11 protein-coding genes are annotated in these 16,775 nt (G+C 38.0%); 4 read left to right on the forward strand and 7 right to left on the reverse strand.

Annotated elements, in window-relative coordinates; all coding sequences use genetic code 11:
* Positions 1-401: 401 nt before the first annotated feature.
* Entirely contained in the window at positions 402-1,946 is a 1,545-nt protein-coding gene (gene malQ / locus F6K40_RS07505; protein WP_293133623.1) for a 4-alpha-glucanotransferase, read from the forward strand.
* Positions 1,947-2,394: 448 nt separating this feature from the next.
* Here the strand turns inward: malQ and F6K40_RS40690 are convergent, their stop codons facing one another.
* The 4 genes from F6K40_RS40690 to F6K40_RS07520 all read right to left on the reverse strand — a co-directional run bounded on the left by F6K40_RS40690 (position 2,395) and on the right by F6K40_RS07520 (position 4,751).
* Entirely contained in the window at positions 2,395-2,529 is a 135-nt protein-coding gene (locus F6K40_RS40690) for a metal ABC transporter permease (protein ID WP_365670569.1), read from the reverse strand.
* Between the two features lie 560 nt (positions 2,530-3,089).
* Positions 3,090-3,491 carry a hypothetical protein gene (locus F6K40_RS07510; protein WP_293133595.1) on the reverse strand — a complete coding sequence of 134 codons (402 nt, stop codon included), beginning with the start codon at positions 3,489-3,491 and terminating at the stop codon, positions 3,090-3,092.
* Positions 3,492-3,586: 95 nt separating this feature from the next.
* Positions 3,587-3,961 (reverse strand): hypothetical protein, encoded by a 375-nt coding sequence (locus F6K40_RS07515; RefSeq protein ID WP_293133598.1) that lies wholly within the window; start codon positions 3,959-3,961, stop codon positions 3,587-3,589.
* Between the two features lie 121 nt (positions 3,962-4,082).
* On the reverse strand, positions 4,083-4,751 hold the full coding sequence (locus tag F6K40_RS07520; RefSeq protein ID WP_293133601.1) for a hypothetical protein: 669 nt from the start codon (positions 4,749-4,751) through the stop codon (positions 4,083-4,085).
* 428 nt (positions 4,752-5,179) lie between these two features.
* On the opposite strand from F6K40_RS07520, the gene leuS reads away from it, so the two are divergent.
* Positions 5,180-7,972, forward strand: a complete 2,793-nt coding sequence (leuS, locus tag F6K40_RS07525) for a leucine--tRNA ligase (RefSeq protein ID WP_293133604.1) — start codon at positions 5,180-5,182, stop codon at positions 7,970-7,972.
* Positions 7,973-8,480: 508 nt separating this feature from the next.
* Here the strand turns inward: leuS and F6K40_RS07530 are convergent.
* A complete protein-coding gene (locus F6K40_RS07530; RefSeq protein WP_293133607.1) occupies positions 8,481-10,010 on the reverse strand; it encodes a trypsin-like serine protease in 1,530 nt (509 codons plus the stop codon).
* Between the two features lie 22 nt (positions 10,011-10,032).
* Entirely contained in the window at positions 10,033-10,242 is a 210-nt protein-coding gene (locus F6K40_RS07535) for a trypsin-like serine protease (RefSeq protein ID WP_293133611.1), read from the reverse strand.
* Between the two features lie 695 nt (positions 10,243-10,937).
* Here F6K40_RS07535 and F6K40_RS07540 point away from each other — a divergent pair.
* Entirely contained in the window at positions 10,938-12,275 is a 1,338-nt protein-coding gene (locus F6K40_RS07540; RefSeq protein ID WP_293133614.1) for an NAD(P)-binding domain-containing protein, read from the forward strand.
* Positions 12,276-12,673: 398 nt separating this feature from the next.
* Here F6K40_RS07540 and F6K40_RS07545 read toward each other — a convergent pair whose 3' ends face one another.
* On the reverse strand, positions 12,674-12,832 hold the full coding sequence (locus F6K40_RS07545) for a hypothetical protein (RefSeq protein WP_293133617.1): 159 nt from the start codon (positions 12,830-12,832) through the stop codon (positions 12,674-12,676).
* 1,314 nt (positions 12,833-14,146) lie between these two features.
* Between F6K40_RS07545 and F6K40_RS07550 the strand changes: the two genes are divergently transcribed.
* Positions 14,147-16,775, forward strand: a 2,629-nt coding sequence (locus F6K40_RS07550; RefSeq protein WP_293133620.1) for a DUF4347 domain-containing protein, incomplete at its 3' end; no start/stop codon positions are given.

A 16,775-nucleotide genomic window follows, 5' to 3' on the forward strand; every position in this document is an offset into this window, starting at 1 on the left:
TCTTGGTCGATTGGATATGGCGTTTAGCGTTCCGCAAAACTTCATTAACGCTAAACGCCATCCCTCCCTACGGGAAACTCCGCTAACGACCGCTATTCCCTATTCCCTATTGCCTAGCGCTATACTTTGATTTTTTCGTATATCTACTTAGGGTTTGCTGATTAAATCTTAAAGCATTGACTTTAATCATGGTTTTAGCCGTTTTAGGTCTTGAAAAAGTACAAGTTTTTGCTTTTTAAAGCTCATGCATGTTAGGATAAAAGGGTTGACTATTGGCAGAAAAATCACGAATTAAATCCTTCCTTCTGTCTCCTCTAAATTCCTTACTTCTCCAGTCTCGAGTCTCGAGTCTCCTGACTCCTACCCTCACCCATAAAACTTTTTCAGCAAACCCTACTTATCTGCTAAAATTTAATCATTATTCACAGATAAAAAATACTATGACTTTTGAACGGGCAAGTGGAATCATACTCCACCCCACCAGTTTACCTAGTAGATTCGGTATCGGGGATTTAGGTAAATCAGCTTATGAGTTTATTGATTTTCTAGTAAGAAGTGGGCAAAAAATCTGGCAAATATTACCCCTAGGTCCCACAGGTTATGAACATTCGCCCTACACAATGAACTTTAGCGCCTTTGCAGGAAATCCTCTATTAATTAGTCTAGATATATTGGCAGAAAAAGGATTATTAAATCCTGATGAACTTATACCTCTGGTCTCAGAAGGTGAACCTGGTTATGGTAGAGTAAATTTTGCACAAGTCATTCCTCACAAAACTAAATATTTTCAACAAGCTTACGATCGCTTCAAACAAGCTATTCCTTCAGAATACGAAACTTTTTGTCAACAACAATCTTACTGGTTAGATGACTATGCTTTATTTATGGCATTGCATGAAGCTAACCCAGATAAAACATGGAATCAATGGGAAACAGGTTTAGCTCGTCGAGAACCCAATGCTTTAAAAATAGCATCTGAAATTTTGCATGATAGTGTTCAATATCATAAGTTTTTGCAATTTCAGTTTTTTGAACAATGGAAAAAACTGCGCCAATACTGCAAAGAGAAAAATATCAAAATAATTGGTGATGTTTCCATTTATGTCTGCCATCATAGTGCAGAAGTTTGGAGTCACCCAGAAAATTTTGAACTTAACCCAGACACCTTAGAAACTGCATGGAAAGCAGGAGTACCACCAGACTATTTTAGCGCGACTGGGCAGTTATGGGGAAATCCTGTCTATAATTGGGAAAACTTGATAAATACAAAGTTTGCTTGGTGGATCGATAGATTTAAGGCAACCTTAGAATATGTAGACATTGTGCGCATTGACCATTTTCGGGGTTTTGAAGCTTTCTGGCGAGTGCCAGCAGGGGAAGAGAATGCTATTAATGGGGAATGGATAAAAGCGCCTGGTTATAAATTTTTTGAAAGATTACGGGAAACTCTGGGAAGTCTACCTATCTTGGCAGAAGATTTAGGAATTATTACTGCTGAAGTCGAAGAAATGCGCGATCGCTTTGAATTTCCGGGAATGCGAATATTATTATTTGCTTTTGGTGAAGACACAAATAATGCTTATTTACCTCACTGTTACATCCAAAACTGTATAGTTTACACGGGTACCCACGATAATGATACTACTCTAGGTTGGTGGTTTAGAGCTACCGAGGAGGAAAAACAGCACGTTGCTCAATATCTAGGTTATACCTCTGACAGCGATATCCAAGAAATCAATTGGTCTCTCATACGTTTGGCGTCTGCTTCCGTTGCTGATATGGCAATATTCCCTCTGCAAGATATTCTTTCTTTGGATAACCGCGCTAGAATGAATGACCCTAGTATTAATCCCGGACAGTGGCGATGGCGCTATACTACTTCAGAACTTTTGAGTCAAGAATTGAGCGATCGCTTACTCAAAATTACTCAAATTTATAATAGGTAATAACGAGGGAGGAGTCAGGAGTCAGGAGTCAGGATAAATGGGAACTATACGGGAGGTGGCAGAAAGAATTGCCCCTTGATTTTTCCACCCTTGTTTGCTGAAAATGCTAACTTTTTGGGTAGTGGTGTACCAGTAGTGATATTCTAAAAAAAGTCAAATTTTCAAGGAAATATGATTTCTTTGAAACTAAGAATTGAAGGTACTTTACTGTTCCCTGTTCCCTGTTCCCTGTTCCCTGTTCCCTGTTCCCTGTTCCCTGTTCCCTGTTCCCTGTTCCCTGTTCCCTGTTCCCTTTCTCTACAATAAATCACTACATCTACAGGACTACCACTTTTTGAACTTGAGCAACCTAAAAATTTGCACTTTTTTTGAGAGCAAAAATGCTAAAGTCTTTATTGGGCAATGCTTTTAGAATTAATAAGAAAACCCTAATTAGAGTCTGAGGAATTCAAAGGTCAACAGTATTATCAAAGGACTTNCCCTGGCTGAACAGGCGCGCGCTGCTGGTCGGGATCACCAGCATCGCCGCGATCAGCAACACGCCCATGACCTTGATCATCACTGCGACCAGCAGTGCGATCATCACGTACAGCAAGGCCTGCACGCGGCGCTTTATTCTCTTCAGCAGAACAAAAATAGCAACACTCCTGCTCTGGACACTTTAATCCCTTCCGAATAAAATATGCCACAACAGCACAACAATTGTTTTTTCTGACATGATATTGACTTTCATATTCTGGCAAATCATTGTTGAAATACCGTTTATAAAACTCCCTAATTCGATCTTCATTTAAGCCTAAAATTTTAATCTGTCTATCAGGTTTACGTCCTCTTTTATCACAATCTTCCTTGAAAGAAATCCATTCTGCTTTTGGAGTAAAACTATCTCCTAGAGCATACTGCTTTGAAGTATCTTTGTTGTTAAACTTTGCCTTAGAGTTTCCAGAATCTGTTGTTTGAGGACGATGACTTATATAAATTGTATCTTCTGGATTTTCATCGTTAATAACTAACATCGAAGCATGACCAACATCTTTACCATAAATAGCATTCCACACAGTAAACTGAGGAAGTTTACCTCGCCAAATATTAACTATTACTGTCATAACATTTACCTCTTGTAAAGAATATTTTGCAAAAATACTATTTTACCCTAGCAAAATACAAGCATAAATTTGAAGGATTTTGCTCTGTTTCTATTTTCACATTTGTAGCAAAATGTTCAAGGGTTTTTGGAGACCAAAATTTATTTCGAGAAAGTCTTATAATATGATTTTCAAGATTACTTTCTTTCAAAAGGAAAACTATAAGAAAAAAGACATAAGCAGAAAAGTCTAAAAAATTCGCTAGCTTACCTACCGATTGTAGAAGTAAAGCCAAAAACTTCTGTTTTTTGTAGTCAGGTTGGTTCGTTTCAGTTGAGCAAAAATTGCAGCTTTCTTGAGTACATCCTAATCCTTTGCGAATAAAATATACCACAACAGCACAACAATTGTTTTTTCTGACATGATATTGACTTTCAGATTCTGATAAATCATTAGACATCTCCGAAAAAGAGGGAACAGGGAACAGGGAACAGGGAACAGGGAGCAGGGGGGAGTAATTGATAATTTATCCATAAGAATTGATTTGATTTTTGATTATCGGAGATGTCTATTGTTTAAATACTGTTTATAAAACTCCCTAATTCGATCTTCATTTAAGCCTAAAATTTTAATCTTGCTATCAGATTTACGACCTCTTTTCTCACAATCTTCGTTGAAAGAAATCCATTCTGCTTTTGGAGTAAAACTATCTCCTAGAGCATACCGCTTTGAAGTATCTTTGTTGTTAAAATTTGCCCTAGATTTTTCAGAATCTGTTGTGTGAGGACGATGACTTATATAAATTGTATCTTCTGGATTTTCATCATTAATAACTAACATAGAACCATGACCAACATTTAATCCGTAAATAGCATTCCACACAGTAAACTGAGGAAGTTCACCTAACCAAATATTAACTATAACTGTCATAATATTTACCTCATGTAGAAAATATTGAATAGTTGGATAATTTCCAAAACAATAGTGAAAATGAGAATTTTTAAAATAAAACTAGCTTTAAGTTTTGCAATGAAATATGTAAATTAATAAACTACAATTTTGTTTGACATTTTTTATTAGTTATTTCTTTCACTTTTGTAACAAAATGTTCAAGGGATAAAGGAGACCAAAATTTATTGTCATTTGATAAATTAATAAGATTAACCATGATTCGTTGGGAAAAAGGTTTGATGTCAAAAATATTAGAACTATGTTTACTATTTGGTTGATTTGTTTCAGCAGAACAAAAATCACAAAAGGTATAGGAAAGACATGATAATCCGATGCGAATAAAAAGTACCACAACCGCACAACAATTATTTTTTATAAGATGATATTGGCTTGCAGGTTTTGGCAAGTAATTGTTTAAATACTTTTGGTAAACTTTTCTGATTCGAGATTCGTTTAAACCTAAAATATAAATCTGATTACCTGGCTTACGACCTCTACGTTCACAATCTTCATTGAAAGAAATCCATTCTGCTTTTGGAGTAAAACTATCTCCTAGAGCATACTGCTTTGAAGTATCTTTGTTGTGAAACTTTGCCTTAGAGTTTTCAGAATCTGTTGTTTGAGGACGATGACTTATATAAACTGTATCTTCTGGATTTTCATCATTAATAACTAACATAGAACCATGACCAACATTCAATCCGTAAATAGCATTCCATACAGTAAACTGAGGAAGTTCTCCTAACCAGATATTAACTATAACTGTCATAATATTTAACTCCTTCAGAAAAAATTATAAAATTAACATTGTTTGACCTGAAACACCTGAAAATAATTCAATATATCCAGATCCAAAAGTCTAAAATAGGAAAAAACATTAAAAAACTTACCAATGGATAATTGATAATTAATCCCCAAAGGTTTAAAGCCTCTATTTTGTAATGGATAATGGATAATTGATAATGAAACAGTTGTTTAAATCTCTAATTTTCTTAGAGAATTCTCTAATGCTCTAATTATCCATTATCAATTAAATTAAGTACAGTTTTAACCAGAGGTAATTATCCATTATCAATTAATCAATACAACTTTTCCTAACTGCTGAAGCTGCCAATAATATTATCCTTAAAGTCAAGAAAATATGTCAAAATAATCAAGCAAACAACATTACTCAACACAATTACGGAGAAAAAAACAGTGGACTCCAAATATAACCCTGTATCCATTGAACAAAAGTGGCAAAAAACCTGGGCTGAACAAAACCAATATCAAACCCCCACAAACAACAACCAACCTAAATTCTACGCTCTATCCATGTTCCCCTATCCATCCGGTAACTTACACATGGGTCATGTTCGTAACTACACCATTACCGACGTTATTGCCCGACTCAAAAGGATGCAAGGTTATCGTGTCCTGCACCCCATGGGTTGGGACGCCTTTGGACTCCCCGCAGAAAACGCAGCTATTGACAGGGGCATCCCACCCGCCAAATGGACTCTGCAAAATATTGCCCAAATGAAAGAACAACTCAGACGTTTGGGTTTTTCCATCGACTGGGAAAAAGAGGTCGCTACCTGCACCCCCGAATACTACCGTTGGACTCAATGGATATTCCTGCAATTTTTCCAAGCTGGTTTGGCCTATCAAAAAGAATCCGCCGTTAACTGGGACCCCATCGACCAAACCGTATTGGCCAACGAACAGGTAGATAGTGAAGGTCGTTCCTGGCGTTCCGGGGCAAAAGTGGAACGTAAATTGTTGCGTCAGTGGTTCTTCAAAATTACCGACTACGCCGAACAACTGCTCAACGACTTGGATAAATTGCCCGGTTGGCCGGAACGAGTTAAACTGATGCAGGCGAACTGGATAGGAAAATCTGTGGGAGCTTATCTAGAATTTCCCATCGTGGGGATGGATGAAAAAATTGGAGTCTTCACCACGAGACCTGATACTGTTTACGGCGTCAGTTACGTTGTCTTAGCACCCGAACATCCTTTGACAGCAAAAGTCACAACCCCCGAACAACAAGCTACTGTCGAAAATTTTATCAAAGAAGTCGCTGCCGAAAGTGAATTAGAACGTACCGCCGAAGATAAACCAAAACGTGGCGTTCCTACTGGTGGCAAAGCTATTAACCCATTCAATAATAAGGAAGTTCCCATTTGGATCGCCGACTATGTACTCTATGAATATGGAACAGGTGCGGTTATGGGAGTACCCGCTCACGACGTCCGGGATTTCCAGTTTGCCAAACAATACGATCTACCCATCACAAATGTAATTATGCCCGATGACTGCGATAATAGTGACTATAACTTTACAGAAGCTTATACTGATGTTGGGGTGATGGTTAACTCCGGTTCGTTTAATGGTCAAAAATCTACCTCTGCCAAAAAAGCAATTATCGAACTTGCTGAAGACGAAGGTTATGGAGAAGGCCGCATACAATATCGTTTGCGAGATTGGTTAATTTCTAGACAACGTTACTGGGGCGCACCAATACCTATTATTCACTGTCCGAAATGTGGTGCTGTACCTGTGCCAGATGAAGATTTGCCTGTGAAGTTGCCGGAAGATGTGGAATTTTCTGGTCGCGGTCCTTCACCGTTGGCAAAATTGGATGATTGGGTGAATGTTGATTGCCCGAGTTGTGGTACTCCCGCAAAACGCGAGACTGATACAATGGATACTTTTATTGATTCGTCTTGGTATTATTTGCGTTATCCGGATGCAACAAATGAGGAGCAAGTGTTTGACTCGGAAATAGTAAATGACTGGTTGCCCGTAGATCAATATGTCGGTGGTATCGAACACGCGATTTTGCATTTGTTGTATTCCCGGTTTTTTACCAAGGTTTTGCGCGACAGAGGTTTGTGCAATTTTGATGAACCTTTCGAGCGCTTGTTAACTCAGGGAATGGTGCAAGGTATTACTTACAAAAATCCGGTAACTGGTAAATATATTCCTTTGGCAGATGTTAATCCGGAAGAACCGAAAGATCCGAAAACTGGGGATAAATTGGAAGTCTTTTTCGAGAAAATGTCTAAATCTAAATATAACGGTGTCGATCCTTTGGAGGTAATGGCAAAATATGGTGCGGATACGGCGCGGATGTTTATTTTGTTTAAAGCACCACCCGAAAAAGATTTAGAGTGGGATGATGCTGATGTGCAAGGGCAGTTTCGTTTCCTGAACCGAGTCTGGTCTTTAGTAACGGAATTTGCTGCAAATAATAGTTTTAGTGAATTGAAAGCAAAAACCAATGGTATTACTCAAGCAGACTTGAAAGATTTAGGTTGGTCTCGGTATTTGATTACTGAAATAACCAAAAATCTTTCTGCTTTTAAACTTAGAAATGTGGTGAAAGTTTATGTTGCTGCTGATGTCAAGGTGGCAATAGAAGCTAAGTTGAGTCATCCCGAAACTCAACAAGAAACTAAGGATGATTTGCAGAAAGGTTTGAGTTGGATAGAAAGTAGGTTTCGAGGGGAATTAACTAAAGCAGAGAAAGATGTGCGACGTGCGGTGCATACTGCTATTAAGGAAGTCAGCGAAGATTTAGATGGAGATTATCAGTTTAATACTGCTGTTTCTGAAATGATGAAGTTGAGTAATGCTCTTAGTGATGCTACTTGTAAAGATTCAGCTATTTATGCCGAAGGTTTAGAAACTTTGCTATTGTTATTGGCACCGTTTGCACCACATCTTGCTGAGGAGTTGTGGCAAGTTACTGGTAATGTTGGTTCGGTGCATACTCATGGTTGGCCGAAATTTGATCCGGAAGCATTAGTGGTGGATGAGATTACATTGGTAATTCAGATCAAAGGTAAGACTAGGGGAACTATTCAGGTGCCAGCAAAAGCAGATAAGGAAACTTTGGAAAAATTGGCACGGGAGTCCGATGTAGCGCAGCGTAATTTGGCAGGTAAGGAAATTAAGAAGGTGATTGTAGTTCCTGGAAAATTGGTTAATTTTGTAGTTGGATAAAATAGAGTGTAGGAAGGGTGGGGAGTTTTTCAGTTATCAGTTATCAGCTTTTGCAGTTAGCAGTTAGCTGTTAACTGTTAACAGTCATACAATGGGTAGGGGCGAATGGCCATTCGCCCCTACAATATAGATTCTTATCTTTAAGATTTAATAACATCGATGCTAACGGATTTGATATAAACTATTGCTCCATAGTTGTTAGATGAGTGGAAAAAGTAGCGATCGCTTTTTTAGTCATAGAAAGTAGCAATTATTTTTTCTGATAACTGATAATATCATGTCCGCTGGTATCGTTGGTGTAAACTCAAGGGTGAATTTTACCGGAAATTTAAGTTTTTTTCTAGCTCTTAAGTATTCCTGCCAGTTAAGTGTTCCCTCCTCCCTGTTCCCTGTTCCCTGTTCCCTGTTCCCTGTTCCCTGTTCCCTGTTCCCTGTTCCCTGTTCCCTACCTTTGCTATACAATACCGATGCTACCGGACATGATATAACTGATAACTGCAATGACTCCCTACCAATATGTCAGGAAGAAATCTTCTGCTTCTAAAGATGGAGTATTTGTCAAAGTTGCAAACTGACCACCACTGCCGAAACCTCCTCTACTACCATTGGGATTATAGAACAAAGCACCATTGTTAGTGTTGTACACAATAAACGCATCCGAGGTTGCAGCTTGTTGGTTATTCGCAACTGTAGCAAATTGCTCGGGAAATTGCTCGGTAGGGGTTAACTCACTTTCAAAGTCGATATCAATCCTAGTGAAAGTTCTCAGACCTAGGATAATAATGTCTCCCTGTCTTGGGGAAAAATCTGTAATTTCGTCACGACCAATATCCTGTGACTGAAATCGCTTATTAGTATTAAAAATAAAACGGTCAATACCTCTACCTCCAGTCAGTGTATCGTTTCCAGCATTTCCATCAATTCGATCACTGCCGATACCTCCGGAAAGTATATCATTGCCAGCACCACCGTTAAGGTTATCAATACCATTACCTCCGGTGAGTGTATCTCTTCCAGCACCACCGTTAAGGTTATCATTACCATTACCTCCGGTGAGTGTATCTCTTCCAGCACCACCGTTAAGGTTATCATTACCATTACCTCCGGTGAGTTTATCGTTGCCAGCATTACCCTTAAGGCGATCGTTACCGCCACCACCGTTAAGGTTATCATTACCATTACCTCCGGTGAGTTTATCATTTCCAGCATTACCGTTAAGGCGATCGCTACCGTTGTTTCCTATGAGGTCATCGTTACCTCCTCCCCCTAACAAGGTATCATTGCCACCACCACCTGTTAATACATCTCTACCAGCAGCTCCAGAAAGTTTGTCTTTCCCAGCAACTCCATTCAGAGTATCATTGCCAGCAGTACCATTCAAAGTATCATTCCCGGTAGTTCCGGTTTGTACTGAATAGCCAAGAATGTCGTCAACGAAGCTAGTATAAGCTGAAACCCTTGTATCAAAACTGTATTCTCCGAAACTGGAATTACTGTCGATATCATCCACATCTATGCCTTCTGTTTCCGGGGAAACACCATAGGATGTGATGCCAGCTATTTTGCCATCAATAAATGCCGGACCTCCTGAGTCTCCCGGACTAGAATTGACTTCTCGGTTTACTCCCAATTGTTCCAACCCATATTCTTGACCAAAAGCATCGTTCTCTGGTTCCCCACTATCAAAGTCAAAAGCAAGCTGTGTACCTTCTAAAATGTTTGTCTTATTTTCGGGAAGCTCTCTAAAAATATCACCTAATGCATCATAAACATTTTGTCCAAAACGCTTAACAGCGGGGTCTTCCACTGGCTCTTCAATCTCACCAGTTATACCAGTTCCAGGTAAACCATAACCTACACGGGTAAAAGTTTGCTCAACTTCATCAGTATCACGATATATTTCGTAGCTTTCAACATCAGGCGCTTTATTAAAGAGTTTAATAATGGCAATATCGTTATTCAAGTCTTCATCGGCTGTCCACTCAGGATGAATAAAAATCTCTGCCACATCTCTTTCTGCTCTGGTGTCATCGTCCAATTCAAAGGAAACTACATAATCATTAGGGTTTAGGATTTAAGTTAGCCGAATCATCCTCATGATTCAAGCAATGGGCGGCCGTTAGAATATGAAGGCCATCACCAGCTAATAATGATCCTGTGCAAAAATTGAATCCCGTAGTCTTTTCAATTAGTTGAACAACTCCAGTAAATTGATTGGAGGAGGGGATAAATTTTGCATCGTTACGGTTATTGCTAGAAACTGCTACCATTAAATATGTCTTCCAGTAAAGTTTATTTATTACTTGATAATAGATGACTATATCATGTCCGGATAATTAGTAATAAAAAAACTTTCTCCTTCTTCTTTCTTCCCCTCCTGGGAGGGGTTAGCGGTGGGTTGATTCCTGAGAACTCCATAGTTATTTATAACTGTTCAACCGGACATGATATAAGCACAAAAACAGACAGGATACCTGTGTTACTGAATTGATAATTAGTTTAACTATTGGACAATAGTTAGAAATAAAGGGGAGTAGGGGAGTAGGGGAGTAGGGGAGCAAACAAGAAACCGGGTTTATTGCCCTAATTATTGTTGTTCAAATCAGGAAATTTAGTCGCTCAACCCGGTTTCTGCTTTTTCTTACTTTTGAGTTTTGACTTTTGAGTTTTGACTTTACTTTTGAGAATTGGTATAACTAATTAGGGTTTGCTGAAAAAGTCTTTTGGTAAAAGCAGGAGCAAGAATTCAGAATCCAGAAGTCAGGAGGAATGGGAATTATAGAAAAAGTAGTCAGAAGAATCGCCCCTTGATTTTCTGCCATACTCTAGCCCAAAATGCTAAGTTTTGGAACCTGAGCCACCTAAAAGCAGGCACTTTATTAGTACCTGAAAAGGCTAAAAGCTTTATATGTAAAGACTTTGATATTTAATCAGCCACCCCTAATTATTATTAGTCGAGGATAATATGGCTAAAGTTGCAATTATTGGTTCAGGACCTTGTGGTTTATCAATGTTACGTGCTTTTCAACAAGCTGAACTGAAAGGTCAAAATATTCCTGAAATTGTTTGTTTTGAAAAACAAGAAAATTGGGGAGGTCTTTGGAACTATAGTTGGAGAACTGGTTCAGATCAATATGGAGACCTAGTTCATAACAGTATGTATAGACATCTTTGGTCAAATGGACCTAAAGAATGTGTAGAATTTGCTGATTATTCTTTTGATCGGCACTTTGGAAAACCAATACCTTCATTTCCTCCCCGTGAAGTATTGTATGATTATATTTTGGGTAGAGCAAAAAATGGTAATTTAAAACAGTATATTCGGTTTAATACTCTAGTAAAACATGTTAATTTTAATGGAAGTATTTTTGAAGTTACATCATTAAACAAAAAAGAAAATAAATATGCAAAAGAACTATTTGATTACGTAGTAGTTGCTACAGGTCACTTTTCTGTTCCTTATATTCCTGAATATGAAGGTATGGAATCTTTTTCAGGAAGAATTTTGCATTCACATGATTTTAGAAACGCAGAAGAATTTAAGGGTAAAGATATAATAGTTTTAGGAAGTAGTTATTCAGCGGAAGATATTGCTTTACAATGTTATAAATATGGAGCAAAATCTGTAACTATTGGTTATAGAAATAATCCCATGAACTTTAAGTGGCCAGAAGGAATAAAAGAAGTTTATTATCTAGATAAATTAGAAGGAAAAAAAGCTACTTTTAAGGATGGTTATACTCAAGAAGCAGATGTTTTGATTTTATGTACTGGATATTTGCATCATTTTCCTTTTTTAGAAGAAAGTTTAAGATTAAAAACATATAACAGGCTATATCCACCTAAACTTTATAAAGGAGTAGTTTGGCAAGATAATCATAAACTAATGTATTTAGGGATGCAAAATCAGATTTATACTTTTAATATGTTTGATTGCCAAGCTTGGTATGTTAGAGATGTAATATTAGGTAAAATTAAAATTCCCAGTAATAGTGAAATTGACAATGATATTAATGAATGGGTAACAAAAGAGGAAAATTTAGAAACTCTAATTCAGATGATTGATTTTCAAACAGAATATGTAAAAGAGCTACATGATGCAAGTGATTATCCTAAAATTGATTTTGAATTAATTCGTCAACATATTTACGATTGGAAAGATTATAAAGAAGAAGATATAATGACTTATCGTAATCGATCGTTTTCTTCCCCTGTAACTGGAACTGTTGCTCCTATTCATCATACCCCATGGGGAGAAGCTATGGATGATTCAATGGAAACTTTTCTGAGAGCAAATTGGTAAGATAATACTCACTCATAGCCATGAGTGCTTGAAACTGAGAGCTAATAGCTGAATGCTTACGACGTGATTTTTTCTCTTGTATCTTTCTGTTCTACTGTCAGATATAACAATTTACCCTTATAAAAGCTATTTGGAATATGAGCAAAAGTGGGGGGTTTTTGGCAAAGGAGTCAGGAGTCAGTAGAAATAGCATGAATTGCCATAAATTACCACGATAAGTTTCTGATTTTTCATATGATAAGATATCTAAAAAATAGAGTCAATAAGCGGCTCAGATCAAATCCGTTGAGTTGCACATACAATAATCCCATCTACAGGGTTATCCATTTAGATGTGTAGGCACTTGAGTATTACAGCAATGCATGAGGATGGTGAGGTACACTTAATCTATTTGCAGTTCAGCCTTCTAGGCTGTAACAACCTGGAAGGTTGAACTGCCACGCATTACCAAATAAAATTTTGGGTAGTCCTGCTGAGGAATGGCGAAGATACATAAGTTTTGTAATTTCTTCCCACACCTCCCACACCTCCCACACCTCCCACACTCTCTCTACCATTCCTCAGCACCACCACCAAATTTTGTACCTCACGCGCCTCCGAAATTGCTGTAAATTCTTGACAAAGCCGTAGAAATAAGTAATGAGCGGATCTTCTACTGACTACCTGCCTTCTCTTCTGCCCTCAGCATAAATGCCGTCAGCATAAATGCCTTTTGCTATAACCTTTGCTTCGACTGCTATATGCTTTTTAAGCACTTTTGCTGATTACAGCGGTTTTCATATGAATAAACCACAATGATACTGACTCCTAACTCCTGACTCCTAACTCCTGACTCCTGACTCCTGACTCCTAACCCCTAACTCCTGACTCCTAACTCCTGACTCCTGACTCCTGACTCCTGACAATGAATTTAGTGGTCTACTCAACTGAAAAGCGCTGTAATAACTTCACATCACAACCAAAACCCTGTAGGGACGTTCCATAGAACGTCCCTTTTGTGTTCTACCAAAAGGAAATAGAAACAAATATTGAACTGCACCTCACCATATTCAAAAGCACTTTCAATAATTAATAATTAACAATTAATAATTAATAATTACCTCTTCTTAAAAGAGATAGGATTGGTTAAAAAGGAAATTTTTTTCTTCTCATATAAAATCCGGTTATACAGTAATCGCATTCAAAAATCCTCAACTAAAATATGTGTTTGCTAGAAGCACGAATTTAAAAATTTATGCATTTTCATTTCCTTTCTTACTTCTTACTCATTACTTCTTACTCATTACTTCTTACTCATTACTTCTTACTCATTACTTCTTACTCATTACTCATTACTCATTACTCATTACTCCTCAGTAATACGATAACTAATTACCCGGATTCTATATCAAGGGGAGATTGGATATGGCGCCGGTAACCCATCCATCTCATCCTAGGGACTAGGACCCTTGCCGACCGCTTTTTTCTCCTTGCTCATGAGAAGCTTTAAACCAAAATTTTTCGGTAAATTAGAGAGTTAGGAAATAGGGTAATGCACTGATGGGGTGAAACCATAAGGGGGTGATAGGGTGATAGGGTGATAGGGTGATAGGAAGATGAGGCGATCGCGAGTAGGATAGGGAACAAACAAAAAAATATTGACCCCGTCAGTTGTACCACCTTAATCTGGAATCTTCTGTAAATAGTAATTAACCGTGTTTTTACCAAGCTTAAATATTGATTTGCAATCGATATAAGCATAATGACTAATAATCAAAAATATACTTTGGTATGGTATTTTTGCTTAGATATCAAAATTTTGCGGATTTAATTGCTATGGGGTTGTATTTATCAAAAAAACTAAAAATACAAGATAATTAGGAGAGCCAAAAATGTTATATCCCGCTCGTAAAATTAAGCCTCAATCTACATCTTTGGTTTTCATAGATGCTCATCTAGATAACTATCAATTTCTAGCTACAGGAGTAGTAAATGATGTAGAAGTTATTATCCTGGACTCTACAGAAAATGGCATAAATAAAATTACTGAGACACTACAAAAAAAAATAACTACCCAAAATAAAATAGAAGCAATTCATATATTTTCTCACGGTAGTCCTGGCAACTTACAATTAGGTAATACCTTTCTTAATCTAGACAGTTTAATATCTGCAAAACAGCAAATAAAACAGTGGAAAACTGCACTAAGCAAAACAGCTAATATTTTACTTTATGGCTGTAATTTAGCAGCTAATATCGGTGGAGAATTTGTACAGAAACTTAGTCAAATATTAGGAGTAAATATTGCAGCATCAGTTGACCTAACAGGTAGTAAACTTCTAGGAGGAAATTGGAACTTAGGATTTACGACAGGAAAAATTATTGCAGAAAATCCATTACAACCAGAAGTAATGGAACACTATAACAGTGTATTTGCAACTTTAACAGTAACTAATAATAATGATAGTGGTACTGGTTCCTTAAGAGAGGCGATCGCCACGGCTCAATCAGGAGATACAATTGAATTTTCTCCCAGTTTAGCTAATCAAACTATTACCCTAACTTCTGGTCAATTAGAAATAGATAAAGACCTAACTATTGATGGTGGAAATACTACTGATGGTAACAATGATCCTAGTTTAACTATTAGTGGCAATAATGCCCATCGAGTTTTAGAGACAGGTGTTCAAAAAAATGTTACCATCAGAAATCTGACAATTGCCAATGGCAGAACCACTGAATCAGGGGCAGCAGGAAACGGAGCCGGAATTAATACTGGCTTTCAAAGTACCCTAACTGTAGAAAACAGCACATTTGAAAATAACGTAACCTCTGGAGAAGGAGGCGGTGCTATTTCGGCGGGACATGAGAGTAATACGACAATTATTAACAGTAAGTTTGACAACAACGATGCTACTGCTGGTCAACATGAAAGAGGTGGTGGTGCAATTTCTACATTTGGTTTTGCAACTCTGACAATTCAAAATAGCGATTTTACTAACAATAAAGGAATTAACGGTGGTGCCATCAATACTCCTTCCACTGCTTTGACAATAGAAAATTCGACATTTCTCAATAATGACAGCACTGCTGGAGCATTCACACCAACCGGTAACCAAGGTTTGGGAGGTGCAATATATACCGATGGAGTTTCTGCCAGTTTCGGGGGCGATAATGGCAGTATTATCATCCGCGATAGTTTGTTTGAAAATAACAAAGGTGCTGGTGGTGGTGGTGCAGCGTTCTTGTTTACTTATCCGGGGGATAATGTAGTAATTGAAGATACTCAGGTTATCAATAATTCTGTAATTTTTAACGACCAGAATTTTGCTGATGGTGGAGGCATCAGAATCGGTACAGGGAAAAGTAGCGCTGGCCGTACCACTCCAGTGCAGCATCAAATTACTAATACTACTTTTGCGAGCAATACTGCGGAGAGTCAGGGTGGAGGTTTGTGGGTCCAACAACAACCAGATTTAACCAGAGTCAATGTTGTTAACAGTACCTTTTCCGAGAATAGAACAGAAAGTCCAGATGGTACAGTGGGGTTGGGAGGTGCGATCGCCACTTTATCACCTACGACAATTACCAATACGACAATTACTAACAATTATGCAGCAAATCTGGCAGGTGCTGTTTACACCACGGAGAGTATAGCTCCAGATGTCAGAGTCAGAAATACGATTTTTGATCGCAACACTGCTGATAATGAATTTGGTATTAGTCAACAAACTCACTTTCAATTGACTGACAGGGGAGGTAACTTGCAATTTCCCGCAGTAGATAGCGATGAGGAATTAGCGACGGCAAATATTGCAATTGGCGATCCTAACTTGGGAAATTTGCAAGAGGTTGACGGTTTTTTAGTTCATCCCTTGGAAGATGGTAGTGCTGCTATTGACACAGGAGTTAATACTAATGCACCGACCACAGACCAGTTAGGCAATACTCGCCCTGTTGATGGCGATAATAATGGTAGTAGTATTACTGATGTTGGTGCTGTTGAATTTGTTGCCACGTCTCCAGACCCTGACCCTGGAAATAACCCACCTACAGATATATCTCTAGATAACAATACTGTGGCAGAAAATAGTGAGAATGGAACAGTGGTAGGTACTCTGACTACAACTGACTCGGATGCTGATGATACTCACACTTATACATTATTGGATGATGGGGATGGTCGTTTTGTGGTGGATGGAGACCGAATATTAGTAGCTAATGGTTCTTTGCTGGATTTTGAAAATAATACGACTCATACGATTACGGTTCGGACGACTGATAGTGGAGAACCTGCAGAAAGTTTTGATGAACAGGTGACTATTAATGTGACTGATGTGGATGAGACTCCAACCCCTAGTAACAACCCACCTACAGATATATCTCTAGATAATAATACTGTGGCAGAAAATAGTGAGAATGGAACAGTGGTAGGTACTCTGACTACAACTGACTCGGATGCTGATGATACTCACACTTATACATTATTGGATGATGGGGATGGTCGTTTTGTGGTGGATG

The organism is Okeania sp. SIO3I5 (genome assembly GCF_010672085.1).
Lineage (GTDB): Bacteria > Cyanobacteriota > Cyanobacteriia > Cyanobacteriales > Microcoleaceae > Trichodesmium.